The organism is Streptomyces sp. NPDC091376, assembly GCF_044757085.1.
In the GTDB taxonomy this organism is placed as follows: domain Bacteria; phylum Actinomycetota; class Actinomycetes; order Streptomycetales; family Streptomycetaceae; genus Streptomyces; species Streptomyces pratisoli.
In genome coordinates this window covers 134926-159134 of sequence record NZ_JBIVUF010000001.1, presented here as the reverse complement: position 1 = coordinate 159134, position 24209 = coordinate 134926, and the positions used below count along the sequence as shown (strand labels likewise).

The following is a 24209-nucleotide window of genomic DNA, read 5'->3' as shown; positions in this document are numbered from 1 at the left end:
CACGGCACGACGGCACCACGGCACCACGGCACCACGGCACCACGGCACCACGGCACCACGGCACCACGGTCACCGACGACGCACGGTCATTCGCGGCACATGGTCATCGGAGACGCACGGTCATTCACGGCGGGTGGTCACTTACGGCACACGGTCATCGGCGGGGCCCGGTCAGCCGGGTGTGCAGGGTGCGGGCCGAGGCGTCGGTGAGGGAGGCGATCTGGTCGACGATCACACGCTTGCGGGCGCGGTCGTCCGGAGCGCTGTCGAACATGGCGCGGAACTGCGGGTCCAGGCCCTCCGGCGCCCGCGCGACCAGCGCCTCGGCCAGCTCGGCGACGACGATCCGCTGGTCGGCGCGGAGCGCCTCCTGCTCCGCGCGCTGCATCACATAGCGGTCGGCGATCGCCTTGAGGACGGCGCACTCGAGGTGGGCCTCCTCCGGGACGACCAGCTCGGCGGCGTACCGGGTGAGCCGGCCGCCGCCGTACGCCTGCCGGGTGGCCGCCTCGGCGGCCAGGCAGAACCGGCCGATGAGCTGGCTGGTCGCGTCCTTGAGCCGGGCCTGGGCGACGGCCGAACCGTCGTAGCCGTGCGGCCACCACTCCTGGTCGACGAGGCGGTCGAGAGCGTCCGTGAGTGACTGCGGATCGGTCTCCTTGGGGACGTAGCGGCCGATGGCGACCGCCCAGATCTCGTTCCGCTCGGCCTCGGAGAGCAGGGCGTTCGGGTCGATGTGGCCGGCGTGCAGACCGTCCTCGAAGTCGTGGACCGAGTACGCGACGTCGTCGGACCAGTCCATGACCTGCGCCTCGAAGCACTTGCGGTGCGGCGGGGCACCTTCCCGGACCCAGGCGAAGACCGGCAGGTCGTCCTCGTACACACCGAACTTCGGCGTGCCGGGGTCGGTGGGGTGGCCGCCGCGGGCCCACGGGTACTTGGTCGCGGCGTCGAGCGCGGCGCGGGTGAGGTTCAGTCCGACGCTGACCGGCTCACCGCGCACGTCGGAGTGGACGAACCGCTTCGGCTCGATCCGGGTGAGCAGCCGCAGTGACTGCGCGTTGCCCTCGAAGCCGCCGCAGTCCTCGGCGACCTCGTTGAGCGCCTGCTCGCCGTTGTGCCCGAAGGGCGGATGGCCCAGATCGTGGGCGAGGCAGGCGGCCTCCACGAGATCGGGGTCGCAGCCGAGGGCGTCCCCCAGCTCCCGGCCGACCTGGGCGCACTCCAGGGAGTGCGTCAGCCGCGTACGGGGACTGGGATCCCAGGCCGCGCTGCGCGAGCCGGGCGTCACCACCTGGGTCTTGCCGGCGAGCCGGCGCAGCGCCCCGGAGTGCAGGACTCGGGCGCGGTCGCGCTGGAAGGCCGTGCGGCCGGGGCGCTTGTCGGGCTCGGGGGCCCAGCGCGCGGTGGCCGCGTCGTCGTAGTCGCAGGGGTCGTGGGGATCGCTGCCGGTTCCGGTGTCCGTGGTGCCTTCCATGCCCCGACGGTAACCGCAGTCGCCGACAGCGTGACTCAGGCGGTGACCAGTTGACGCGGGTCGGCCGCGTACGGCGCGGTCCGTGCCTCGTCGTAGCGCTGCAGGACGAGCCGGGCGAGCGCGGGGTGGGAGCCGAGCGGGGCGGCGGCGATCCACGGCGCCGCGCTCCTGGACGCCGTGGCGAACCGGCCGGGGGCGGTGAAGTACGAGGCGACGGCGATACGGTGCCGGCCGCGCGCCGCCAGGGCGCGCAGCGCCTCGGGAACGGTGGGCGAGACGGCGGAGGCGTAGGCCGGGAGGACGGGCACCCCGCCGAGGCGCTCGCTGAGCATCGCGGCGGTGAGGCGGGCGTCGGCGGCCGACTCGGGGTCCCGCGAACCGGCCGCGGCGAGCACCACCGCGGCGCCCCGGCCGGCGTTGTCGGCGCTGCGCCAGCCGGCGTCGGTGAGCCGGGCGTACAGCGCCTCGACGAGCAGCGGATGCGGGCCGAGCGGCGGGGCGATCCGGGCCCGCAGCCGTGACGCGGCGGCGACGACGTCCGGTATGTCCCGCTTCACGTGGTATCCGCGGCCGAGCAGCAGGGGTACGACGACGGCCTCGCGGTCGCCCAGCCCGGCGAGGGTGTCGGGCAGCAGCGGTTCGTCGAGCTCGATGTGCCCCAGCCGGACATCGAGCCCGGGGCGCAGCTCACGGACCCGGTCGAGCAGTCTGGTGACGGTGTGCAGGGCACGCGGGTCGCGACTGCCGTGGGCGACGGCGACGAGTGACGGGCCGCCGGTCCCGGCCGTGGACGAGCCGGCCGACGCGACGGACACGGCCGACGCGGCGGACACGGCGGTGACGGCGGACACGGCGGTGGCGAGGATGGGTGAACTCATGGGCCTGCGCACTCCGTTGAGCTGGACGTGACTGAGCTGGGCCCCGAGCTGCGCGGTGATGCGGGTGAGCAGTTCCGCGGTGCTGTCGAGGGGCATCGTGTTCGGGGCCAGTGACTCGCGAGGGTGTGCTGCCGACTCCGTCATGAACCGATACTGGCGGCCGCAGGTTGCCATGCCGTTGCGCGGGAGTGACGGGTCTTTTCCTCCACCTCACGAGCGCGCGTGCGCGGTTGTCAGCCCTTCGGCCCACACAGCCCTGCCGGGCCCCCGCGGCGAGAGCGCCGCCGTGCCCGTATCCGCCGACCGGACGCCCGGCCAGAAGCAGGCGACGGCGGCGAGGCAGCCGGCCCGGGCGGCGTCGAGGTCGTCGTCCACGGCGAAGAGATCGGAGATGCCCACGACGGCGCCGTCGCGGCTCACGACCGCTGCGGCGACGGTACGGGTGCCGCCGTCCGTGGTGCCTGCCGGCACGGTGGCGGCGCGGGCCGCGAGCAGTGCCGGCTCCATGACCCGCTCCGTGACCCGCTCCTGACCCGCTCCTGACCCGCTCCTGACCCGCTCCTGACCGGCGTACCGCCCTCGAAGAGGTGACGCCTCGGAGGGTCATCCTGATCACATCTGTACGACGGCGTGAACCATCGGGCCCCCGACGGCGTCGGACGAGGTGCCGAGGGACCTGGGGGGTCGATCCATGCGCAAGCTCGCGCTCCGCAAGCTCGCACCGCACATGCGCGCCCTGCGCGGGCTCGTCCCGCGCGGACGCGTCCCGCTCCTGCCGAGGAGCCGGCGCGCGCAGCGGCGCACCGTGCAGGCCGTGATGCTCGGGTGCGTGCTGGCGCTCGCGCCGGCGACCTGGATGCACGCGGTCGCGGACAGCCGTATCCGTACCACCGCCGACGTCCCGGCACGTGACGTCGCCGTCGTGTTCGGCGCCGGTCTGTGGAAGGGCCGGCCGACCCCGTATCTGGCGCACCGGCTGGACGCGGCCGCCGAGCTGTACCGGACCGGGAAGGTCAAGGTCGTCCTCGTCACCGGCGACAACAGCCGGGCCGAGTACGACGAGCCGGACGCGATGCGTGCGTATCTCACCGAGCGCGGCGTACCGGACGGGCGGATCGTCGGCGACTACGCCGGCTTCGACACCTGGGACTCCTGCGTCCGCGCCAAGAAGATCTTCGGCGTCGACCGGGCGGTGCTGGTCACCCAGGGCTTCCACATCAAGCGGGCGATCGCGCTGTGCGACGCCGCGGGCATCGAGTCGTACGGTGTCGGCGTCGCCGAGCCGCACGACTCGGTCTGGTACTACGGCGGTACGCGGGAACTGTTCGCGGCGGGCAAGGCGGCGCTGGACGTCGTGCTCGAACCCGACCCGCACTTCCTCGGCCCGAAGGAGCCGGGTGTCACGGAGGCGCTGGCGAGCGACGCCGCCCGGCCCTGAACCCTTCGCTCACGGCACGAATCCGGGTGCGGGGAGGGCGGTGTACCGAGGGCGTAATGCGACGGGCCCGCCCGCGTAACACGGACGACGCACGCTGGGTGCCATGTCCCCAGCACCGGCCGCCGCGCGCACCCCCGCACTCGTCCCGACGCACTGCCCCTACTGCTCCCTGCAGTGCGGCATGAACCTGCGCGCGTCCGGTGCGGGGACCCTCGAGATCGTGGAGCGCGAGGACTTCCCGGTCAACCGGGGAGCACTGTGCGGCAAGGGACGTACGGCACCCGATGTGCTCTCCTCGCGGGTACGGCTGACCGGGCCCCTGGTCCGACGCCCCGCCACAGGCAGGCTCGAACCGGCCACCTGGGAGGAGGCGTTCCGCGTCACGGCCGACGGACTGCGGCGCGCCCGCGCGCTGCACGGGGCGGACGCGGTCGGGGTGTTCGGCGGCGGCGGGCTGACGAACGAGAAGGCGTACGCGCTGGGGAAGTTCGCCCGGGTCGTGCTCGGCACCTCGCAGATCGACTACAACGGCCGCTTCTGCATGTCGTCGGCGGCCGCCGCGCACCACAGGGCGTTCGGGCTGGACCGGGGGCTGCCGTTCCCGCTGGAGGACGTTCCGCGCACGGGCTGTGTGGTCCTCGTCGGCTCGAACCTCGCCGAGACGATGCCGCCGGCGCTGCGCCACCTCACGGAGCTGAGGGAGAACGGCGGCACGCTCATCGTCGTCGATCCGCGCCGCACGAAGACCGCCGAGCAGGCCGATCTGCATCTCGCGCCGCGTCCCGGCACCGATCTCGCGCTCGCGCTCGGGCTGCTGCATCTGGTGGTGACGCAGGGCCGTACGGACGAGGAGTTCATCCGGGCCCGTACGACCGGGTGGGAGGAGGCCAGGGCGGCGGCGATGGCGCACTGGCCCGAGCTGGTCGAGCGGATCACGGGCGTCGGCGTACCGGAACTGCGCGCCGCCGTGGACCTGTTCTGCGACGCACCCGCCGCGATGGTGCTCACGGCGCGCGGACCCGAGCAGCAGTCGAAGGGCACGGACACGGTCGGCGCCTGGATCAATCTCGCCCTCGCGACCGGCAACGCGGGCCGTCCCCTCTCCGGCTACGGCTGTCTCACCGGGCAGGGCAACGGGCAGGGCGGCCGCGAACACGGCCAGAAGGCCGACCAGTTGCCCGGCTACCGCAAGCTCGACGACCCCGCGGCACGGGAACACGTGGCGCGGGTGTGGGGCGTGGACCCCGCATCGCTGCCCGGCCCGGGGCGCAGCGCATACGAACTGCTCGACGCGCTCGGCCGTGATGTGCGGGCGCTGCTGCTGATGGGCTCCAACCCGGTGGTGTCGGCCCCGCGCGCCGCGCATGTGGAGGAGCGGCTGCGGGCGCTGGACTTCCTCGCCGTCGCGGACGTGGTGCTGTCGGAGACGGCGGAGCTGGCGGATGTCGTGTTCCCCGTGACGCAGTGGGCGGAGGAGACGGGAACGACGACGAACCTGGAGGGCCGGGTGCTGCTGCGCCGGCGCGCGATCACCCCTCCGGAGGGGGTACGGAGCGACCTGGAGGTCCTGCACGGGCTGGCCGGGCTCCTGGGGCACGAGAAGGGCTTCCCGAGGGACCCGGAGGAGGTGTTCGGGGAGCTGCGGCGGGCCTCCTCGGGCGGGCCCGCGGACTACGCGGGCATCAGCTACCGGCGGCTGGAGGAGGAACAGGGCGTCTTCTGGCCCTGCCCGGAGGCGGCGGACCCCGCCCGGGACGCCCACCCCGGGACCCCGCGGCTGTTCCTGGACGCGTTCGCGACACCGGACGGGCGGGCGCGGTTCGTGCCCGTCGTGCACCGGGAGGCCGGGGAGGAGACCGACGCGGAGTACCCCGTGGTGCTGACGACCGGGCGAGTCGTGGCCCAGTACCAGTCCGGGGCGCAGACCCGCCGGGTGGCCGAACTGAACGCGGCGGCCCCGGGGCCCTTCGTCGAGCTGCACCCGCGGCTCGCCGCGCGGGTCGGGGTGGCGGACGGCGAGCCGGTCGCGGTGGTCTCACGGCGCGGGCGGGCGGTGGCGCCGGCACGGGTGACGGAGACGATCCGCCCGGACACGGTGTTCATGCCCTTCCACTGGCCGGGCGAGGGCCGCGCGAACACGCTGACGAACCCGGCGCTCGACCCGGTGTCGCGGATGCCGGAGTTCAAGGTGTGCGCGGTGCGCCTGGAGCGCCCGTCCGCGTGAGCCGGACGGGAGCAGTGGGGCGGCTACGACGGGTGGGACCGGTACGACGGGTGGGGCGGGTGGATCCGGTGGAGGGAGCTCAGCGCGTCGCCGACCAGTCGCCTCCAGGGATCGGCGCCCCCTTCTCCCTCAGTTCGCGCGCCACGTGTTCGGCCGCCACGTACACCCACGCCGTGACGGCGCCCGATGCCGTGTCGACGTCGCGCTCGACCCGTACGTACAGATTGCGCGGGTCGCCGGGGCCGAAGTACTCCTCCAGGTGGTCGAGCACCGCTGTCAGCTCGCCGTAGTGGCCCGGCGCGGCCGTGACGAGTTCGCCCGTGACGACGCCGTCGCCGTCGACTGCGTACGGATAGCCCGGCCCCTCGTACAGCAGCGCACCGCGCAGCCGCGCGGGCTCCTCCGCCGTGGTGCGGCCGCGCAGGAAGAGGTCGTGGTTGTGCTCGCCCGGGCGGAGCGTGCCGTAGACGAAGAAGGGCAGCGCCTCGCGGTGCCCCCGTCCGTGTCCGCGTCCGTCTCTCACCGCGTCGTCTCTCACTGCGTCGTCTCTCACTGCGTTGCTCACCGCGTCGCTCGCTGCGTCCGTCGCTCCGCCTGTCACGTGGCCTGCCGCTCCGTCCGTCACTGCGCCTTCGCCGTCGTCTGCGCCGCGATCCACTCCAGGTACGCCGCGCTGCCCCGCACCACCGGCGTCGCGATGATCTCCGGGGTGTCGTAGTCGTGGTGGGCCAGCAGATGCGCCTCCAGCGCCTCGTAACAGGCCTCGGTGGTCTTGAACAGGATCTGCCACTCCTCGCTCGTCTCGATGGCGTTCCGCCAGTGGTAGACGGAGATGACGGGCGCGGAGATCTGCGCGCAGGCGGCCAGGCGCGCCTCCACCGCGCCGCGCGCCAGCTCCTCGGCCTTCGCGGCGCTGTCGGTGGTGGTCAGTACGGTCAGGGCGGCCAGGGTCACGAACACTCCTCGTACGGCGGCGGAGAAGACGAAGCACGGCACATCGACGCGGCCGGGTCCGCAGGACGGGACCAAAGGGCGGGACCAAAGCCCCCTACCCACCGGTCACCCGCACCGTACGCCCGACTGTTACACAACCTCCCGGTGGCTGTGACGGTCCCTTCCTAACGTCGCACGAGTCGCTTGCCCCCAGGCCGCCACGGCGGTACGTCCACCACCCACCGGGCCCATGATCCAGCGTTCTCTCTTCGCCTACGCGCTCCTCGCGACCGCCCTGGCCGCCGCCGCACTCGTCGGCTGCGGTACCCCCTCCGGGCTGGGCTCCGGCGAGCCCGCTCCGCCCGTCGCGGTACAGCCGCACCCCGAGGGGCTCTGGCCCGCCTGGGCGCGGGCCGGTACGCCGCCGGGCGACGCCGGTGCGGCGGAGGCGGCGCAGGAACAGGCCCCGCCCACGCCACTGGCCGGGTTGCCCGCCGTACCGGGGCGCGGCGGGCTGGCCGCGATGGAGCCCGACGCGATCGTGTGCGCGGACTCCCGGATGAAGGCGCAGTGCGGGCGGGCCCGGATCGACCTGCCGGGCAGGGCTGGGGTGCGGCCGCCCGTGTACCGCGACCTGACCGGGGACGGGGCACCCGAGCTGATCGTCGCGGCGGACGTGGAGAGCGGACGAACCGTCGTGAGCGTGTACACCGCGGAGCGCGGCAAGGTGGTGCAGGTCCTGTTCACGGGCGGGCGGCGGCTCGCGGTGGAGGCGGTCGGCAGCGATCTGGTGGTCCGGGCCGCGGCGAGCGACGGAGCCGAGCAGGCCGTCCGTTACACCTGGGACGGCACCCGGATGTCGACGATCAGCGACGAGAAGCGCTACCGGCCCTGCCCCCGCTCCCCTGCCTCCCCACACTCATCGCCCGGATCGCGGCCCACGCGGGAGAGCCCGGCGGAGAAGAACTCGGTGGAGAAGGGCCCGGCGGAGGAGGGCCCGTGAGCCTGCGCTGGAAGATCGCCGTGCTGCTGGCGAGCGGCTGCGCCCTCGTCGCCGTCACCATCGGGCTGCTGATCCATCATGCCCGGATGGACCAGTTGTCGTCCTCGGCCCGTGCGGGCGCCGTCGCGCAACTGGTGCGGGTGTGCCAGCTCTACGAGCTCACCGGCCGGGTCGATCCGGCCGACAACGGTGCGGCCCTCGACTCGCCACGGCTGCCGGCCGCTCTGCGCGCCTCCGCGCTGTCGGGCAGGCGCAACACCTATCTCGACCTCGACGAGCAGCGTCCCGTGGTGTGGGCCGCCCGGCCGGTCGGCTCGCACGTCCTCTCCGTACGCGAACCACTGGACGCCGAACGCGACGAGGTGGCCGCGCTCGACCGGGAGCTGGTGGCGTCGGGCGCCGTCGTCGTGGGGCTGGCCGCACTCGGCGGCGTGGGGCTCGCGAGCCGGCTGAGCCGGGACCTGCGTACGGCGGCGGCGACCGCCCGCCGGATCAGCCGGGGCGAGCTGGACGCCCGGATCGCCATGCCGTCCTCGCCGCGCTCCGACGGGGGCGAGGTGGCCGAGCTGGCGTCGGCCGTGAACACCATGGCCGCCTCGCTCCAGCAGCGCATCGAGGCGGAGCAGCGGTTCACCGCCGACGTGGCGCACGAGCTGCGCACTCCGCTGACGGGCCTGCACACGGCGGCCGGGCTGCTGCCGGACGGACGGCCGACCGAGCTGGTACGGGACCGGGTGGCGGCCCTGTGCCGTCTCACCGAGGACCTCCTGGAGGTCGCCCGGCTCGACGCGAAGGCCGAGCGTCCCGATCTCGACGTCCATCCGCTGGGGCTGCTGACCGACGGCATCCTGCAACGCGCCGGGTTCGCGGCGGGCGCCCCACGGCCGCGGGCCGAGGACACCCACGACGGCGTCGACGACAGCGCCGGCGACAGCGCGCCGGGAGAGCTCGTACGCACCGACGCGCGCCGGCTGGAGCGCGTTCTCGTCAACCTCTTGGCCAACGCCCGCCGGCACGGCGGCGATCCGGTGGAGGTGACGGTCACGGGGACCTCGCTGACGGTCCGCGACCACGGACCCGGCTTCCCGGAGCACGTGCTGCGGGACGGTCCGCAGCGCTTCGTCACGGGAGCGGCGGAGCGCGGCCAGGGCACCGGGCTCGGGCTCACCATCGCGCTCGGCCAGGCCCGGGTGATCGGCGCGCAGATCGTGCTCCGCAACGCGGACGACGGCGGCGCGGTGGCCACCGTCGTCCTGCCGGGAGCCCACGGCGAGGGGCCGTAGGCGTGCACCACGTGCCGCGCGAGCGTCCACGTGCGGTGTGCTGCCCCAACGGGCCCGGCCCGATGTCCCGGCCGGGTCCGGCCCGATGTTCCCACCAGGCTTGGCCCGATGTCCCGGCCGGGCCCGTCCCGCCGTCAGCCCCCGTAGGGGCGCCGGGACCTGGCGTCCCGCAGCGCGGTGCCCCACCAGGCGAGCTGGTCGAGCATCGTCTTGACGGCGGCCTCGGGCGCGGCCGGGTCCTTGGGCTGTCCGTCGGCGTCGAACCGGCCGCCGGCGTTCGGGAAGGCGACGGTGTCGCGAACGGTGACGGCGTGCATCTCGGCGAAGACCTGGCGCAGTTGTTCGACCGCGCGCAGTCCGCCGGAGATGCCGCCGTAGGAGACGAAGCCGACGGGCTTGGCCTGCCATTCGCCGTAGTGCCAGTCGATGAGGTTCTTCAGCGAGGCGGGGAAGGAGTGGTTGTACTCGGGGGTGAGGACGACGAACGCCTCCGCGCCGGCGAGCCTCGGGGAGACCTTGGCGAGTTCGGCGCGGACGGGGGCGGCGGGGCGGTGGGAGAGCGAGGTGGGCAGGTCCACGTCGGCGACGTCGACGACGTCGACCCCGAAGTCCTCGCGGGCGGTCGCCCGGGCGAGGAACCAGTCGGCCACGACCGGTGCGAAGCGGCCCTCGCGGTTGCTCCCGATGACGACGGCGAGCTTCAGCGGATCGGGCGCGGGCGCGCTGCCGGATCCGTACGAGGACGCGAACTCCTGCATGCCGGCGGTCTTGTGCGTGGTGAGGTCCATACCGAGCAGCCTGATACTTAAAGCATGGTTGAGGTCAACCGCTACGCTGGGCACATGACGCATCTCGCCTGGGACGCCAAGGAAGCCACCGTCGGTGAGCTGGCAGAACGTAGCGGTGTCGCCCCCTCCGCGCTGCGCTTCTACGAGAGCGAGGGGCTGATCACGAGCCGCCGGACGGCCGGCAACCAGCGGCGGTACAGCCGGGACACGCTGCGCAGGGTCGCCTTCATCCGGACCTCGCAGCGGCTCGGGATCCCGCTCGCCACGATCCGTGACGTGCTCGGGCTGCTGCCGGAGGACCGTACGCCCACCCGGGAGGACTGGGCGCGCATCTCGGAGTGCTGGCGTCAGGACCTGGACAAGCGGATCCGTACGCTCCAGCGGCTGCGGGACCATCTCACGGACTGCATCGGCTGCGGCTGTCTCTCGCTGGACCGGTGCGTGCTGTCCAATCCGGGGGACGAGCTGTCCTCGCACGGGCCCGGGCCGCGCCGCCTGATCGAGGACTGAGCACGTCCTAGGCTGGGCGGATGACGACCGGGCCGAACGTGTACATCGAGATCGACGGCAGGCCGGCGACCGAGCTCGATCCGGAGCTGATCCCGGTGCTGCAGAGCGGCTACGGGCATTTCACCGCGATGCAGGTACGCGACGGCCGCGCCCGCGGTCTCGCGCTGCACCTGGAGAGGCTGGACGCCGCGACGCGCGAGATGTTCGACGCGCCGCTGGACGGGGACCACGTCCGTGCGCTCGTACGCCGGGCTCTCGGCATGGCCGGCCGGCGCGACGCGTCGGTGCGGATCGCCGTGTACTGGGTGCCCGAGGCCGCGGAACCGACGCAGGTGGTGACCGTACGCGAGCCGCAGACCATGTCGGAGCAGCCGCGGAGCCTGATGTCCGTGCCGTTCCAGCGGCCGCTCGCGCACCTCAAGCACGCGGGCGGCATCGGCCAGCCGTACTACGGCCGCGCCGCCGTCCGCGCCGGCTTCGACGACGCGCTGCTGACCGGCCCGAACGGGGTGATCTCGGAAGGGAGCATCACCAACGTCGCGTTCTGGGACGGCACTTCCGTGGTCTGGCCGGACGCGCCCGCGCTGTGCGGCATCACGATGGCGTTGCTGGAGCCGCTGCTGCCGTCGTCACGGCGCGAGGTGACGCTGGCGGATCTCGGCTCGTACGCGGCGGCGTTCCTCACGAACTCGCAGGGCTTCGCGCCCGTGCACCGGATCGACTCCACCGTGTTCGCCGTGGACGGGAAGCTGATGCAGCGGGTGCGGGAGGCGTACGCGACGGTGCCGTGGGACGCGATCTGAGGCGCGCTGACGAGGACATTCACCAGTGGCTGCGCGATGGATCGTCACTCGTTCGGCGCGTCCGGTTCCACAGCCCGGCCAATGGCGCAATCGCACCCGCGTGACCTGCGGTGACGCGCTCCGGACAAGGTGACACGCCGCGCGGTTCGAGCGAATCTGATCGCCCATCAGCAGGCGTGGGCGGCGGACTGCCTCTTACCTCTGAGATGTAGGAACGGCCGCCGCGCCCCGCGGTTCGGCCGGCGCAGTTCATCGCCCCGGAGGACGACATGCGCACCATCGCTCGCCTGCCGGCCGGCCCCGCGTCCCTCGCGGCCGTCTGTCTCGGCGTGCTTGCCGCACCCTCGGCGTACGCCCAGGACTCCGAGGCGCTGCAGCTGTCACCCTCGATCGCGGCTCCCGGCGCCACCGTCACCGTGAACACCACCGCCTGCGGCAAGGGCGGCCACGGCACCGGGGACGCCGAGTCGCTCGGAGCGGACGAGTTCGACCTGGCGCCCGGAGCCCGCAAGGAGGTGGCGGTCGGGACGTTCACGGTGCCGGACGGCACCGGGCCGGGGAACTACGCGGTCGACGTGCTGTGCGACAACGGAAAAGAGGCCACCGGAGACCTCGTGGTGCAGTCCCACGGGCAGTCACCGAGCGGCCATGTGAAGTCGGGTGTCGGCGGCAGCGTCGGCCCCGACACCACCCAGATCGCGGCGGGGGTGGCCGTTCTGGCCGCGGCCGCCGCCGGCGGGACCTGGCTCCTGCGCCGTCGGGCGAGCGGCGCGCAGGGCTGACGGAGAGCGGTATCGCTCGGCCTCCACCGTCCCTCGTACCGCCGTCCCCGCCCCCGTCATGCTTCGTACGGCTGACGGGGGCGGGGAGCAACACTCCCGGAATCCCGGACCGGAAGGCACCCGGCAGACTCCCGGAGGAGCTGATGAAGGCCAAGAGCTGGCTGCTGGTCATGGCCGCGTGTGTCGGCATATGGCTGATACAGAACGGCTCGAAGCCCCTGACCCCGCCCGTGCCCTCCGCCGCCGAGGCCTTCGCGAGCGGACAGCACACGGACGCCGCCGCCCCTCCCCTGTCGCCGTCCGCGCCGGTCCGTCTGCGCATCCCGAGGATCGCCGTGGACGCTCCCGTGACCCGCCTCGGGCTGGACCGCGACAACAGCCTCGAAGTCCCGCCCGCCGGGAACGCCAACCTGGCCGGCTGGTACAAGGACGGCACCACGCCGGGCGCCAGGGGCACCGCCGTCGTCACCGGCCATGTCGACAACTCCCGGGGGCCCGCCGTCTTCTACAAGCTGGGCACGCTGAAGAAGGGCAACCGCATCGAGGTCCTGCGCGAGGACGGCCGCACCGCGGTCTTCACGGTCGACGCGATCGAGGTGTACGACAACGACGCCTTCCCCGACCGGAAGGTGTACGGCGACAGGGGCCGGGCCGAGCTGCGCGTGATCACCTGCGGCGGCCGCTTCGACCCCAGGACCGGGTACCTGGGTAACGTGGTGGCGTACGCGCACCTCGTCGGCGTACGCGGGCGCTCGGCGCACTGAGCTCCCGCTCGCACCGGCACCCGCGTCAGCCCCGGCCCGACCCCCGACCCTGACCCCGGCCCGGCGCGCTAGGCCGACCACTGGTCGAACGCGAGCTTCGCCACCAGCGAGAAGACGACCACGAGCAGCACACCGCGGACGAACTCCGCGCCCTTGCGCAGCGCCATCCGCGCCCCGAACATGCCGCCCGCCAGGTTGAACACCGCCATCACTGCGGCCAGCTGCCAGAGCACGGTGCCCTGGTACGCGAACATGGCGAGGGCGCCGGCGTTGGTGCAGACGTTGACGATCTTGGCGGTGGCCGAGGCCGTCACCAGGTCCAGATGCAGCACGGCGGTGAGGGCGAGCACCAGGAAGGTGCCGGTGCCCGGTCCGAACAGGCCGTCGTAGAAGCCGATCCCGCCGCCGACCAGGACGATCGCGGTGACGATCCGGGCGCGCGTCACCGGCCCGCGGTCCTCGGCGGTGCCGAAGGAAGGGCGCAGCATCACGAACGCCGCGACGCCCAGCAGCACCACCATGATCACCGGGCGGAGCACCTCACTGCTGATGCCCGCCGCGAAGAAGGCCCCGCCCATGGAACCGGCGAGCGCGGCGAGCCCGATCCGTACCGCGGTGCCCACCTGGACCGGGGCCTTGCGGACGTAGGTCACCGCCGCGCCGGTGGTGCCGACGATGGCCACCGCCTTGTTGGTGCCGAGGATCTGCGCGGCGGGGACCTGCGGCATGCCCAGGAGCAGCGCGGGCAGGAGCAGCAGCCCGCCGCCCCCGACCACCGCGTCGATCCAGCCGGCCACCGCGGCGGCGCAGCAGAGGAGGACGAGTGTGGTGAGCGATATGTCAGGCATGGTCGCGACCCTAAGGAGCAGATAGGTGCGCCGTCCATCAATCTCGTGAGAGTTGAGCTACGTCTGAGGTTCCGCCGACGGGTATCCGGTCGGGGGCGGGCGGGGCGGCCGGCTTGCCGGCCACGGTGAACAGGGTCGCGGTGAGCGCGCTCGCGCCGACGAGCGCGACGGCGAGCCGGCGCCGGGCCCCTTCGAGGTGACGCGTTCCGGGGGCGGGGCGGTGGGGTCTGCGATGGCGTGCCACGGGTGGGGCTCCTGGGGACTCGGGCGGGGCTGGGCTGTCAGTGCTGTGTGTCAGTGCCGTGCTGTGCCGTGCTGTGTGTCAGTGCTGTTCCGTGCTGTGCCGGGGGCTCACGCGAACGTGAAGCATTCGGTGTGGACGCGGCTCTCCGGCACCCCGGCCCGCAGCAGCGCCGCGGTCGCCGCGTCCGTCATTCCGGGCGGCCCGCACAGATACACGTCGTGCTCGACGAGATCGGGTACGAGACCCAGCAGCGCCTGCGGGGCCAGCGGGTCGAAGGCGGCGTCGGACGGGCCCAGCAGGTAGTGCAGCGCGGCGCCGCGTGCCCGGGCGATCTCCTCCAGCTCGGTTCGCAGCACCAGTTGGGCGGCGTTGCCCGCGCGGTAGAGGAGTGTGATGTCCCCCGGCCCGCCGGGCAGTGTCTCGAACAGGGCCCGCATCGGGGTGATCCCGACCCCTCCCGCCAGCAGCAGCACCTTGCGCCGGGTCCGGCGGTGCGCCGTCAGCGCGCCGAAGGGCCCGGTCGCCAGCACCCGGGTGCCGGGCCGCAGACGGCGCATCCGGCGGGTGTGGTCGCCGAGGGACTTGACGGTGATCCGCAGGGTGTCGTCACGTACCGGCGCGGACAGCGAGAACGGCAGGGCCGTGTGCCACAGCCGGCGGCGCAGGAACCGCCAGCGGAAGAACTGGCCGGCTTCCGCGTGGAGTTCGTCGAGCCCGGTGCCGCGCATCACGACGGAGACGACGTCCGGGCTCTCCCGGCGCACCTCCACGACGCGCAGCCCGTGCCGCAGCGCCTGCCGTACGGGGACGACGGCCCGGTACCAGAGCAGCAGTACGGCGACGGTGGTGTGCAGCATCGCCCACACCCACACGGCGAGGACGCTGCCCGCGATGTCGGGGCCGGACAGCTGGTGCCCGAAGGCGAGGGCCGCGCCGAGGTAGGTGAGCAGATGCGCGGCCCGCCAGGTCTCGTGCCGTATCCGGCGCCGGACGGCACGGGCGGACACGGCCCCGACGGAGACGAGCAGGGCGGTGCCCGCGGTGGCGGCCGCGATCCCGCCGTAGCCGAGGAGTCCGGCGGTGGCGGTGAGCAGATCGGTGCCGGCATGGGCGGCGTATCCGCACAGGGCGAGCAGGGCGTGGCCGAGGCACAGTCCGATGACGTGCCGTCCGCCGCGGGCGTGCAGCCGGGCGAGCCGGTCGGCGCCGACGCCGTGCTCGATCGCGGGCACCCGAGCCATCAGCAGCAGCATGACGAGGACGCCGTACCCGGCGAGCAGCCCGCTGAGATGGGCGCCGGTGGCGAAGAGCGCGTCCAGCCGGGCCGACGGCTCGACCTGTACGGCCCACAGCAGGACGACCAGGACGGCGCCGGCCGCGATCCCGTCCCTGAGTGCCCTCGGCGGGACACGCGGTGGTGGCGGCGTAGGGGTGCGGTGCTGGGCGGCATCGATCGTCACGCCGCCAACCTAGGGCCGCCGCGGACGGGAAAGAGGCTGGTCAGGGGCGTACCGGCGATCCTTAAGGCGGCCTTGAGCAAGCCCTGACCACGGGTTAAGCCTCACACGGCGGCGCGGTGCGCGCTGAGGGCAGTGTTCCGCACGGGAAACAACCGGGATGCCCTCGGGTAACACCCGCGCCGCACGCTGCGTACATGGACTCGAGGATCGTGGTGATCGGCGCCGGCATGGCGGGGGCGCGGCTGGCGCGCCGGCTCGGCCCGGCGTGCGACGTCACGCTGCTCGGCGAAGAGCCGCACGCCCCGTACAACAGGGTGCTGCTGGCCGAGGTGCTCGCGGGCCGGTACGGGCCGGAGGTGATCGCGCTGCCGCCGGTGCCGGGCGGCGCGGACACGGTACGGCGCGGGGTGCGCGCGGTGCGGATCGACCGCGAGGCGCGGACGGTGCACTGCGCGGACGGCTCGGCGGTCGGCTACGACCGGCTGGTGCTGGCGACCGGCTCGAACCCGGTGCTGCCGCCGCTGCGCGGCCTCGACGGGGGGCTGCCGGACGGAGTCCATCCGTTCCGCACCCTCGACGACTGTCTGGCCCTCGCGGCGCTGGCCCGGCGCGGCACCCGTGCCGTGGTCGTCGGCGGCGGACTGCTCGGTGTCTCGGCGTCCCGTGCCCTGGCGGAACGCGGCGCGGACGTGGTCCTGGCCCATCAGGGCCCCACGCCGATGGACCGTCACCTCGATCCCGAGGCGGGCGGCCTGGTCCGGCGCCATCTGGAGGATCTCGGCGTGGAGGTCCACACCGAGTGCCACGCCCGCGGGCTGCGTCACCGCGACGGTACGGTCACCGGCGTCGAACTGGCCGACGGCTTCGTCCTCGACGCCGACTGCGTCGTCCTCGCGTGCGGCGTCCGCCCCCGCACCGGGCTGGCCGCCGACGCGGGCCTGGAGGTCCGTCAGGGTGTCGTCGTCGACGACACCCTGCTGACGTCGGACCCCCGCATCCACGCCATCGGCGACTGCGCCGAACACGCGGGCACGGTCTACGGCCTGGCGACGCCGGCCCTGGAACAGGCCGACGTGCTGGCGGCCCTCCTGACCAGCGGCGGACCCGAGGCTCCCCGCTGCACCGGCAGCGGTGGACCCGAGGCCCCCCGCTACACCGGCACCCGCGCACTCACCCGCCTCACCCTCTCCGGCAGCGGCACCTTCGACGTCGCCGCCTTCGGGCAGCCCTCACCGCGGCCGGGGGACGACGTCGTGCGGCTCGCCGACGCCACCCGGGGCGCGTACCGGAAGGTCGTCGTCCGAGGGGACCGGCTCGTCGGGGGCGTGCTCCTCGGCGACCTCGGCACCGTCGGCGCGCTCGCCCGGGCCTGGGAGGGCGACGACCCGCTGCCGGACGCGCCCCTGCTCCACCTGCTCACCACCGATGGAGGACTCTGAGATGACCACCCCCACGATCGTGCTCGTCGGCCACGGGATGGTCGGCCAGCACTTCCTGGAGGCCCTCGCGGAGCGCGGCGTCACCGCTCGCGCCCGGGTCGTCGTGCTGTGCGAGGAGCCGCGCCCCGCCTACGACCGGGTCCAGCTCACCTCGTACTTCTCCGGCCGGACCCCCGACGAGCTCTCCCTCGTCGAGGACGGCTTCATCGCGCGGCACGGCATCGAGCTCCATCTCGACGACCCGGCCGAGCACATCGACCGCGCCGCCCGCACGGTCACCTCACGCGCCGGGCGGACCTTCACGTACGACACGCTCGTGCTGGCCACCGGCTCGTACCCGTTCGTGCCGCCCGTCCCCGGCAGGGACGCCGAGGGCTGCTTCGTGTACCGCACCATCGAGGACCTCCTCGCGATCGAGGAGTACGCGAAGACCTCCCGCACCGGCGTCGTCGTCGGCGGCGGCCTCCTCGGCCTGGAGGCGGCGGGCGCGCTCAAGGGCCTCGGGCTGGACACCCACATCGTGGAGTTCGCGCCCCGGCTGATGCCCGTGCAGGTCGACGACGGCGGCGGCGCGGCGCTGCTGCGCACCATCGAGCGCATGGGCCTGACCGTGCACACCGGCGTCGGCACCCAGGAGATCGTCACCGCCGACTCGGTCGTCACCGGCATGAACCTCTCCGACGGCTCCGCCCTCGCCACCGATCTCGTCGTCTTCTCGGCCGGCGTGCGGCCCCGTGACCAGCTCGCCCGCGACACGGGCCTCACGGTCGGCGAGCGCGGCGGCATCGTCGTCGACGAGCGGTGCCGTACGTCCGACCCGGACGTGTACGCCATCGGCGAGTGCGCGCTCGCCGCGGACGGCCGCGTGTACGGGCTCGTCGCGCCCGGCTACGAGATGGCGAAGACCGTCGCGGACGCCCTCGCGGGCACCGCGGAGAGCTCCTTCACCGGCGCCGACCTGTCCACCAAGCTCAAGCTCCTCGGCGTGGACGTGGCGTCCTTCGGCGACGCGCACGGCACGGCCGGCGACTGCCTCGACGTCGTCTACTCCGACTCCCGCTCCGGGATCTACAAGAAGCTCGTCGTCGCCCCGGACGGCACCCTCCTCGGCGGCGTCCTCGTCGGCGACGCCGAGACGTACGGCATGCTCCGCCCGCTCACCGGCTCCGTACCGCCCGTGCCGCCCGAGCAGCTCGTGCTGCCCGCCGGCGCCGGCGCGCCCGTCGCCCTCGGCCCGTCCGCGCTCCCCGACGACGCCGTCGTCTGCTCCTGCCACAACGTCACCAAGGGGCAGATCTGCGAGCACACCACGCTCCCCGAGGTGAAGAAGTGCACCAAGGCGGGGACGGGCTGCGGCAGTTGCGTCAAGGTCATCGGCCAGCTGCTGCCGCATGCCGCGGACAAGGGCCTGTGCGGCTGCTTCCCGTACACCCGCAGCGAGCTGTACGAGATCGTCCGCACCCTGCGGTTCACCTCGTACGCGGAGCTGCTCGACTCCCACGGCCGCGAGGACGCCCGTGGCGGCGACGGCTGCGAGGTCTGCAAGCCCGCCGTCGGCTCGATCCTGGCGTCCCTGGGCGGCGGCTACATCCTCGACGGCGAACAGGGCGCCCTCCAGGACACCAACGACCACTTCCTCGCCAACCTGCAGCGCAACGGCTCGTACTCGATCGTGCCGCGCATCCCGGGCGGCGAGATCACCCCCGACAAGCTCATCGTGATCGGCGAAGTGGCCCGGGACTTCGGCCTCTACACGAAGATCACGGGCGGTCAGCGGATCGACATGTTCGGCGCCCGGGTGGAGCAGCTCCCGGCGATCTGGACACGGCTCGTGGACGCGGGTTTCGAGTCGGGGCACGCGTACGGAAAGGCGCTGCGCACGGTCAAGTCCTGTGTGGGGCAGACCTGGTGCCGCTACGGCGTCCAGGACAGCGTCCGCATGGCCATCGACCTGGAGCTTCGCTACCGGGGCCTGCGGGCCCCGCACAAGCTGAAGTCGGCGGTCTCCGGCTGCGCGCGGGAGTGCGCGGAGGCGCAGTCGAAGGACTTTGGCGTGATCGCCACGGCGAACGGCTGGAACCTGTACGTCGGCGGCAACGGCGGGGCGACTCCCCGGCACGCGGACCTGCTCGCCCAGGACCTCTCCGACGCCGAACTCGTCCGGCTCGTCGACCGGTTCCTGATGTTCTACATCCGCACCGCGGACCGGCTGGAGCGCACCTCGGTGTGGCTGGAGCGTCTGGAGGGCGGGCTCGACCATCTGCGGGACGTCGTGGTGCACGACTCGCTCGGGCTGTGCGACGAGCTGGAGGCGCTCATGGCCGGGCATGTGGCCGGCTACCGGGACGAGTGGGCCCAGACGCTGGACGACCCGGACCGGCTGCGCCGCTTCGTGTCGTTCGTGAACGCGCCCGACGCGCCGGACCCGTCCGTGAGGTTCGTGCCCGAGCGGGACCAGATCAAGCCGGACCTGACCGTTCTGACCACCCTGGAAACCCTGGAAGGGACTCTCACCCGATGACGCTCCAACTGCAGCTGGAGGAGACCTGGTTCCCGGTCTGCGAGGTGTCCCGGCTGACCCCGGGGCGCGGCATGGCCGCCCTGCTCCCCGACGGCCGGCAGGCCGCCGTCTTCCTGGACCGCGCGGGCCAGGCGTACGCGATCGACAACCGCGATCCGTTCACCGGCGCCCAGGTCCTGTCCCGGGGGCTGGTGGGCACCGCCGAGGGGCGGCTGTTCGTCGCCTCGCCGCTGCTGAAACAGCGCTTCGACCTGGAGACCGGCCGCTGCCTGGACGACGACGCGGTTTCGGTGCGCGCGTACCCGGTCCGGGAGGCCGTCTGAGGGGAGGCCGCTCCGTTCGCGGGCGGCCGCTGGCGGGCGGGCAAATTGCCGTGCGGAGCCGAACACGCCTCCGATACCGTCGGCGCCCATGACGCCCTCCCGTATCCGCCCGCCCTTCGTGGCCGACGAGCGGACGCAACTCGTCGGCTGGCTCGACATGCAGCGCGCGATCGTCCACTACAAGTGCGAGGAGCTGTCCGAGGCGGACGCACACCGGCAGGTGCTCCCGACGTCCCCGCTCATGACGGTGGCGGGGCTCGTCTCCCACCTGCGCTGGACCGAGCAGTGCTGGTTCGAGGTGCTCTTCCTCGGCCGGCCTGCTGACGGGCCCCAGTTCAGCGAGGATCCCGAGGACGCCGACATGATGGTCGACGACGTCCCTCTCGCGCAGTTGCTGGAGGAGTACGAGCGGCAGTGCGCGGTCTCGAACGAGATCATCTCGGCCCACTCGCTGGACGACGTGGGCCGCCACTCCGACTTCAAGTCCGCCGCCGCGTCGCTGCGCTGGATGCTGATCCACATGGTCGAGGAGACCGCCCGGCACGCCGGACACCTGGACACGATCCGGGAACTGCTCGACGGCGAGACGGGCTACTACTGACCGTCGGCGTGAAGCGGGTGGCCGAGGCCGGCGCAAGGGATCGCTTGCGGACCGGACGAGCACACGACCGACGGGGGATCATGACGGAGCACCTGGGGCCACTGGAATTCGTCGGGGACCGCTGGATCATCGGGGACCCCAAGCGGGCGGGCGGCTCGTGCCTGGTCCTCACCCCCGAGGGCATGGAGCACCACAGGTCCCAAGCACTGGGACCTCCAGCCGTCGTCCCGTGGTCCACGTTCGTGGAGCTGAGCATCCGAGCCACCCTTCGGAAGTGGCATGCCTCCCGTACCGCGGGCGTTCTGATCTCGTCGGGCGGCAGCCAGATGGAGTCAGGACCGAGTGGCTGTTCCGTGAATGGACTCCTGCGCCATCCGTACGAGCAGTGGTCGGCGAACTACACCCATCACGAACGCCCCTACACGGGCCCGCACGTCTTCCTGGTCGACGCCCTGTTCCGGAAGACCTCCGAAGCGAGGGCGCTCCACCGCCTCGGTGACCCGGAATGGCTGAGCACGGCCGTCGCCCGGATCACGCCATTGCCTACATGGTGGCCGCCCAAGGCGAACCGCCAGGTGAGCGAGATCATCGAGGACCTCGGCACCTGACGGGACCACACGACCCGTACGGGACCCGGCGGGGCGCCACCGCCAGGTCCCGGCGTGCCGGGTGGACGCCGGGCGACGCGGCCGGTGAGCGGCTGTGGGCGGCGTTCGAGCAGCTCACCGGCGTGACGTACGACGGCCTCGAGGGCTGACGACCCCCGTCGCCTGAACGCTGCGCGCTACTCGCCCTCGACGGCCTTGGGGTCCATCCACATGATCTCCCACAGGTGGTGGTCCGGGTCCTGGAAGGAGCGGACGTACATGAAGCCGTGGTCCTGTGCCTCGTTCGCGGGCGACGCACCGGCGCCGAGCGCCGCGTCGACCAGCTCGTCCACCTTCTCCCGGCTCTCGGCGCTGAGCGCGGTGATCACCTCGGTACTGGTGGCCGCGTCGGCGATCTCCTTCTTCGTGAACCCCTTGAAGTAGGGCTCGGTGAGCAGCATGGCGAAGATGGTGTCGCTGATGACGAGACAGGCGGCGTTCTCGTCGGTGAACTGCGGGTTGAAGGAGTAGCCGACCGCTTCCCAGAAGGCCTTCGACGTGTCGAGGTCCTTCACCGGCAGGTTCACGAAGATCTGAGTCATTGCGGTTCCCTTGTGTCGTGGCTCGTCGTCGTACGCCGTGGCGTCGCTTGTCGTGTGGGTAGACCCGAGGGCCGCGCAGGACTCATCGCCCGCGGGCGAAGATCTTCCGCCGCCCGCCCCGTACCGCACAGGATGTCTCCAGGTCACCACGCGTTGACGCTATGTCAACTCCGCACTTCTATGGTCCGTTGGCGCGCGACCCCGCTCGCCGCCCGGCGGCGCGGGGAAGTCACGACTCCCCATGGAGTGACAGTGGAACGACGCAGCTTCCTGCGCGGAGCGGTCATCGGCACCTCGGCCGCCGCCTTCGGCGGCACGCTGTGGCAGGGTGCCGCCTCCGCGGCACCGGCACAGCCCGGCCCCGGGCCGTACGGGGCGCTCGGCTCGGCCGACGCGAACGGCATCCAGCTGCCCGCCGGGTTCACCAGCAGGGTGATCGCCCGGTCCGGACAGCAGGTCGGCTCCACCGGCTACGCCTGGCACAGCGCACCGGACGGCGGCGCCTGCTTCGCCGACGGCACGGGCTGGATCTACGTGTCCAACTCGGAGATCAACCCGTCGGGCGGGGCGAGCGCGGTCAGGTTCTCGTCGGCCGGCGCGATCACCGGCGCGTACCGGATCCTGTCGGGCACCCGCACCAACTGCGCGGGCGGCGCGACCCCGTGGAACACCTGGCTGTCCTGTGAGGAGGTCAGCCTCGGCTACGTCTACGAGACCGACCCGTGGGGGGTGAACGCGGCCGTCCGCCGGGACGCCATGGGCCGGTTCAAGCACGAGGCCGCGGCCGCCGACCCCGTCCGCAAGGTCGTCTATCTGACCGAGGACGAGAGCAACGGCTGTCTCTACCGCTTCGTCCCCACCACCTGGGGCAGCCTCTCCTCCGGCACGCTCCAGGTCCTGGTCGCCGGAACCGCCACCTCCGGCTCCTTCACCTGGGGATCCGTCCCGGACCCGGACGGGTCCCCGACCGCGACCCGCAGCCAGGTGTCCGGCGCGAAGAAGTTCAACGGCGGCGAGGGCTGCCACTACGCCAATGACACCGTCTGGTTCACCACCAAGGGCGACAACCGCCTGTGGCAGCTGAACCTCACCGCCGGCACGTACGAGCTGGCGTACGACGACTCCCTGGTGACGGGCGGCTCGGCCCCGCTGACCGGGGTGGACAACGTCACCGGCTCGTCCTCCGGCGACCTGTTCGTCGCGGAGGACGGCGGCAACATGGAGATCTGCGTCATCACCCCGAACGACGTCATCGCGCCGTTCCTGCGGATCAGCGGCCAGTCCGGTTCGGAGATCACCGGACCGGCGTTCTCGCCGGACGGGAGGCGGCTGTACTTCTCCAGCCAGCGCGGCACGAGCGGCAGTTCCTCGGGCGGCATCACCTACGAGGTGACGGGACCGTTCCGGGCGTAGGCACCCCCGGCGGTTCCGGATCCCGCTGGGCACGGCCCCTGAGCAGGGCGGTGCCCAGCGGCGTCATCGTGTGCAGCACGGCGTTGCCGTTGCGCAGGGTGACCACCAGCCCGGCCTCCCGCAGCACGCAGGCGTGCTGGCTGGCCGAGGCCAGCGACACCCCGGCCCTGCGGGCCAGTTCGCTCGTCGTGCAGCCGCTGCCGATGGACTGCAGCACCGCCGAGCGGGTGTGACCGACGAGCCGGCCGAGCGAGAGCCCGTCCCGCTCGCAGGTGACCGGGGAGCCCGTGTGCGTCACGGGATAGACCAGGGCGGGCGGCAGCTCCGGATCCCGGCGGACCACGGGGGCGCCCCGGCAGAAGTACGACGGCTGCAGCAGCAGCCCGCGCCCTTCCAGCCGCACCTCCCGCTCGACCGGATAGTCCGCCTCCAGCACCGGGGCCCGCCAGCGCAGCATCGGCGGCAGCGAGGCAAGCAGCTCGTCCGCGCCGCCGTCGAGCAGCGCCCGGCCGCGGACGGCCCGGTCGGCCTCCACGGCGGCCTGGATGTGCGGCCAGTGCGGCTCGACCGCCGCCCGGTGGTAGCTGCGCAGCGCCCCCACGAGCCGGTCCATCGACTCCGCCGCGCCGTCGGCGAGCCCGGCCAGCCGTCCGGACAGCACGCTGTGCGGGCGGTCGCCTGCGAGCAGCGCCAGCTCGGCGCGCAGTCTGCGCGCCGGCGTCGCCCGCACCGCTTCGAGGCCCTCCTCCAGGCCGTCCAGCGCCTCGGGCGGGGTCAGAAAGTCGGGGAAATATCCGCGCGAGGGGACGAGCGCGGCCAGCAGGCGCGTTTCACCGTTCAACCGGGCGCGGGTTAGCGTCCGCCATTCACCGAAGACGCTGGCGCCACGCCGGTCTCGTAAACGATGAAAGCTCAGAATCGTTTCCCACAAAACGTCCGGTCTGGCCGCCATCCGAACCCTGGCGAGGTCATCACCGGTGAAGTGGATACGCAGCACGGAACCCCCACTGTTGCACCCGCAATCGCCCCCGTCATTGAGTATGCATGCAATCACAGCACGTTACCACGGTGTTTCGGCCACAGTTGAAACGCATCGCGAAAGGGTGGGGCGAACCGAAAAGCTGTACGACGTCGGGCACGAAACCTTCGGGTACCGAGGGACGAGGCAAAGACCGTGGGGGGCTTTCCCCGTCTGGCGGCGGTCGGCGGAGGTTGCGGCTCCGTGTCCGGCATCGGTAATGGGGCGCGGCCGGCGGGTGGGGATCCGTCGACCGCGCCCCGCCTGTTC

Annotated in this window: 24 protein-coding genes; 14 read left to right on the top strand and 10 right to left on the bottom strand. The window is 72.9% G+C overall.

Features of this window, described 5'->3' with window-relative positions; all coding sequences use genetic code 11:
• Window positions 1-154: 154 nt before the first annotated feature.
• The 3 genes from ACIQMR_RS00685 to ACIQMR_RS00675 all read right to left on the bottom strand — a co-directional run bounded on the left by ACIQMR_RS00685 (window position 155) and on the right by ACIQMR_RS00675 (window position 2862).
• Window positions 155-1477 carry a deoxyguanosinetriphosphate triphosphohydrolase gene (locus ACIQMR_RS00685; protein ID WP_401381247.1) on the bottom strand — a complete coding sequence of 441 codons (1323 nt, stop codon included), beginning with the start codon at window positions 1475-1477 and terminating at the stop codon, window positions 155-157.
• A 35-nt stretch (window positions 1478-1512) separates the two neighbouring features.
• A complete protein-coding gene (locus ACIQMR_RS00680) occupies window positions 1513-2499 on the bottom strand; it encodes a sirohydrochlorin chelatase (RefSeq protein ID WP_401381244.1) in 987 nt (328 codons plus the stop codon).
• Between the two features lie 66 nt (window positions 2500-2565).
• On the bottom strand, window positions 2566-2862 hold the full coding sequence (locus ACIQMR_RS00675; RefSeq protein WP_401381241.1) for a hypothetical protein: 297 nt from the start codon (window positions 2860-2862) through the stop codon (window positions 2566-2568).
• A gap of 220 nt (window positions 2863-3082) precedes the next feature.
• Here ACIQMR_RS00675 and ACIQMR_RS00670 point away from each other — a divergent pair, with 220 nt between their 5' ends.
• Window positions 3083-3793 (top strand): vancomycin high temperature exclusion protein, encoded by a 711-nt coding sequence (locus tag ACIQMR_RS00670; RefSeq protein ID WP_401382605.1) that lies wholly within the window; start codon window positions 3083-3085, stop codon window positions 3791-3793.
• 103 nt (window positions 3794-3896) lie between these two features.
• Window positions 3897-6017: a molybdopterin oxidoreductase family protein gene (locus ACIQMR_RS00665; RefSeq protein WP_401381238.1), complete on the top strand. Its 2121-nt coding sequence runs from the start codon at window positions 3897-3899 to the stop codon at window positions 6015-6017.
• Window positions 6018-6096: 79 nt separating this feature from the next.
• On the opposite strand, the gene ACIQMR_RS00660 is transcribed toward ACIQMR_RS00665, so the two are convergent.
• Both ACIQMR_RS00660 and cutA read right to left on the bottom strand, forming a co-directional pair.
• Window positions 6097-6540, bottom strand: coding sequence for a gamma-glutamylcyclotransferase family protein (locus ACIQMR_RS00660; RefSeq protein WP_401381236.1), 444 nt, complete (start codon window positions 6538-6540; stop codon window positions 6097-6099).
• Window positions 6541-6638: 98 nt separating this feature from the next.
• Window positions 6639-6977, bottom strand: coding sequence for a divalent-cation tolerance protein CutA (cutA, locus tag ACIQMR_RS00655; RefSeq protein WP_401381233.1), 339 nt, complete (start codon window positions 6975-6977; stop codon window positions 6639-6641).
• 223 nt (window positions 6978-7200) lie between these two features.
• On the opposite strand from cutA, the gene ACIQMR_RS00650 reads away from it, so the two are divergent.
• On the top strand, window positions 7201-7953 hold the full coding sequence (locus ACIQMR_RS00650; RefSeq protein WP_401381230.1) for a hypothetical protein: 753 nt from the start codon (window positions 7201-7203) through the stop codon (window positions 7951-7953).
• Entirely contained in the window at window positions 7950-9236 is a 1287-nt protein-coding gene (locus tag ACIQMR_RS00645) for a sensor histidine kinase (RefSeq protein ID WP_401381228.1), read from the top strand. The genes ACIQMR_RS00650 and ACIQMR_RS00645 overlap by 4 nt, the downstream gene beginning before the upstream one ends.
• A gap of 134 nt (window positions 9237-9370) precedes the next feature.
• On the opposite strand, the gene ACIQMR_RS00640 is transcribed toward ACIQMR_RS00645, so the two are convergent.
• Window positions 9371-9994, bottom strand: coding sequence for an NADPH-dependent FMN reductase (locus ACIQMR_RS00640; protein WP_401382602.1), 624 nt, complete (start codon window positions 9992-9994; stop codon window positions 9371-9373).
• 84 nt (window positions 9995-10078) lie between these two features.
• Between ACIQMR_RS00640 and soxR the strand changes: the two genes are divergently transcribed.
• The 4 genes from soxR (at window position 10079) to ACIQMR_RS00620 (ending at window position 12883) form a co-directional block, all read left to right on the top strand.
• The gene (gene soxR, locus ACIQMR_RS00635; RefSeq protein ID WP_401381225.1) at window positions 10079-10534 is read left to right on the top strand and encodes a redox-sensitive transcriptional activator SoxR; all 456 of its coding nucleotides are present in this window, start codon (window positions 10079-10081) and stop codon (window positions 10532-10534) included.
• Window positions 10535-10554: 20 nt separating this feature from the next.
• Complete coding sequence (locus tag ACIQMR_RS00630; RefSeq protein ID WP_401381223.1) at window positions 10555-11337, top strand: aminotransferase class IV; 783 nt, start codon at window positions 10555-10557, stop codon at window positions 11335-11337.
• 269 nt (window positions 11338-11606) lie between these two features.
• On the top strand, window positions 11607-12119 hold the full coding sequence (locus ACIQMR_RS00625; protein ID WP_401381221.1) for a hypothetical protein: 513 nt from the start codon (window positions 11607-11609) through the stop codon (window positions 12117-12119).
• Between the two features lie 143 nt (window positions 12120-12262).
• The gene (locus tag ACIQMR_RS00620; protein WP_401381218.1) at window positions 12263-12883 is read left to right on the top strand and encodes a class F sortase; all 621 of its coding nucleotides are present in this window, start codon (window positions 12263-12265) and stop codon (window positions 12881-12883) included.
• A gap of 68 nt (window positions 12884-12951) precedes the next feature.
• Here the strand turns inward: ACIQMR_RS00620 and ACIQMR_RS00615 are convergent, their stop codons facing one another.
• Both ACIQMR_RS00615 and ACIQMR_RS00610 read right to left on the bottom strand, forming a co-directional pair.
• Complete coding sequence (locus tag ACIQMR_RS00615; RefSeq protein WP_328725186.1) at window positions 12952-13731, bottom strand: TSUP family transporter; 780 nt, start codon at window positions 13729-13731, stop codon at window positions 12952-12954.
• 351 nt (window positions 13732-14082) lie between these two features.
• Window positions 14083-15435 carry a ferric reductase-like transmembrane domain-containing protein gene (locus tag ACIQMR_RS00610; RefSeq protein WP_401381216.1) on the bottom strand — a complete coding sequence of 451 codons (1353 nt, stop codon included), beginning with the start codon at window positions 15433-15435 and terminating at the stop codon, window positions 14083-14085.
• A gap of 194 nt (window positions 15436-15629) precedes the next feature.
• Here ACIQMR_RS00610 and ACIQMR_RS00605 point away from each other — a divergent pair, with 194 nt between their 5' ends.
• From ACIQMR_RS00605 to ACIQMR_RS00585, 5 genes are all read left to right on the top strand, one after another.
• Complete coding sequence (locus ACIQMR_RS00605) at window positions 15630-16874, top strand: NAD(P)/FAD-dependent oxidoreductase (RefSeq protein WP_401381213.1); 1245 nt, start codon at window positions 15630-15632, stop codon at window positions 16872-16874.
• Window position 16875: 1 nt separating this feature from the next.
• On the top strand, window positions 16876-19395 hold the full coding sequence (nirB, locus tag ACIQMR_RS00600) for a nitrite reductase large subunit NirB (protein ID WP_401381211.1): 2520 nt from the start codon (window positions 16876-16878) through the stop codon (window positions 19393-19395).
• Window positions 19392-19718: a nitrite reductase small subunit NirD gene (gene nirD, locus ACIQMR_RS00595; protein WP_401381208.1), complete on the top strand. Its 327-nt coding sequence runs from the start codon at window positions 19392-19394 to the stop codon at window positions 19716-19718. Before nirB ends, nirD begins: the two co-directional genes overlap by 4 nt.
• Window positions 19719-19806: 88 nt before the next feature.
• The gene (locus tag ACIQMR_RS00590; RefSeq protein WP_401381206.1) at window positions 19807-20319 is read left to right on the top strand and encodes a DinB family protein; all 513 of its coding nucleotides are present in this window, start codon (window positions 19807-19809) and stop codon (window positions 20317-20319) included.
• 80 nt (window positions 20320-20399) lie between these two features.
• Window positions 20400-20927, top strand: coding sequence for a hypothetical protein (locus ACIQMR_RS00585; RefSeq protein ID WP_401381203.1), 528 nt, complete (start codon window positions 20400-20402; stop codon window positions 20925-20927).
• 176 nt (window positions 20928-21103) lie between these two features.
• On the opposite strand, the gene ACIQMR_RS00580 is transcribed toward ACIQMR_RS00585, so the two are convergent.
• Window positions 21104-21508 (bottom strand): VOC family protein, encoded by a 405-nt coding sequence (locus ACIQMR_RS00580; protein ID WP_266374343.1) that lies wholly within the window; start codon window positions 21506-21508, stop codon window positions 21104-21106.
• A 252-nt stretch (window positions 21509-21760) separates the two neighbouring features.
• Between ACIQMR_RS00580 and ACIQMR_RS00575 the strand changes: the two genes are divergently transcribed.
• Window positions 21761-22921 carry a PhoX family protein gene (locus ACIQMR_RS00575; RefSeq protein ID WP_401381200.1) on the top strand — a complete coding sequence of 387 codons (1161 nt, stop codon included), beginning with the start codon at window positions 21761-21763 and terminating at the stop codon, window positions 22919-22921.
• Here ACIQMR_RS00575 and ACIQMR_RS00570 read toward each other — a convergent pair.
• Complete coding sequence (locus tag ACIQMR_RS00570; RefSeq protein ID WP_401381198.1) at window positions 22887-23918, bottom strand: helix-turn-helix domain-containing protein; 1032 nt, start codon at window positions 23916-23918, stop codon at window positions 22887-22889. The genes ACIQMR_RS00575 and ACIQMR_RS00570 overlap by 35 nt on opposite strands.
• Between the last annotated feature and the right edge of the window lie 291 nt (window positions 23919-24209).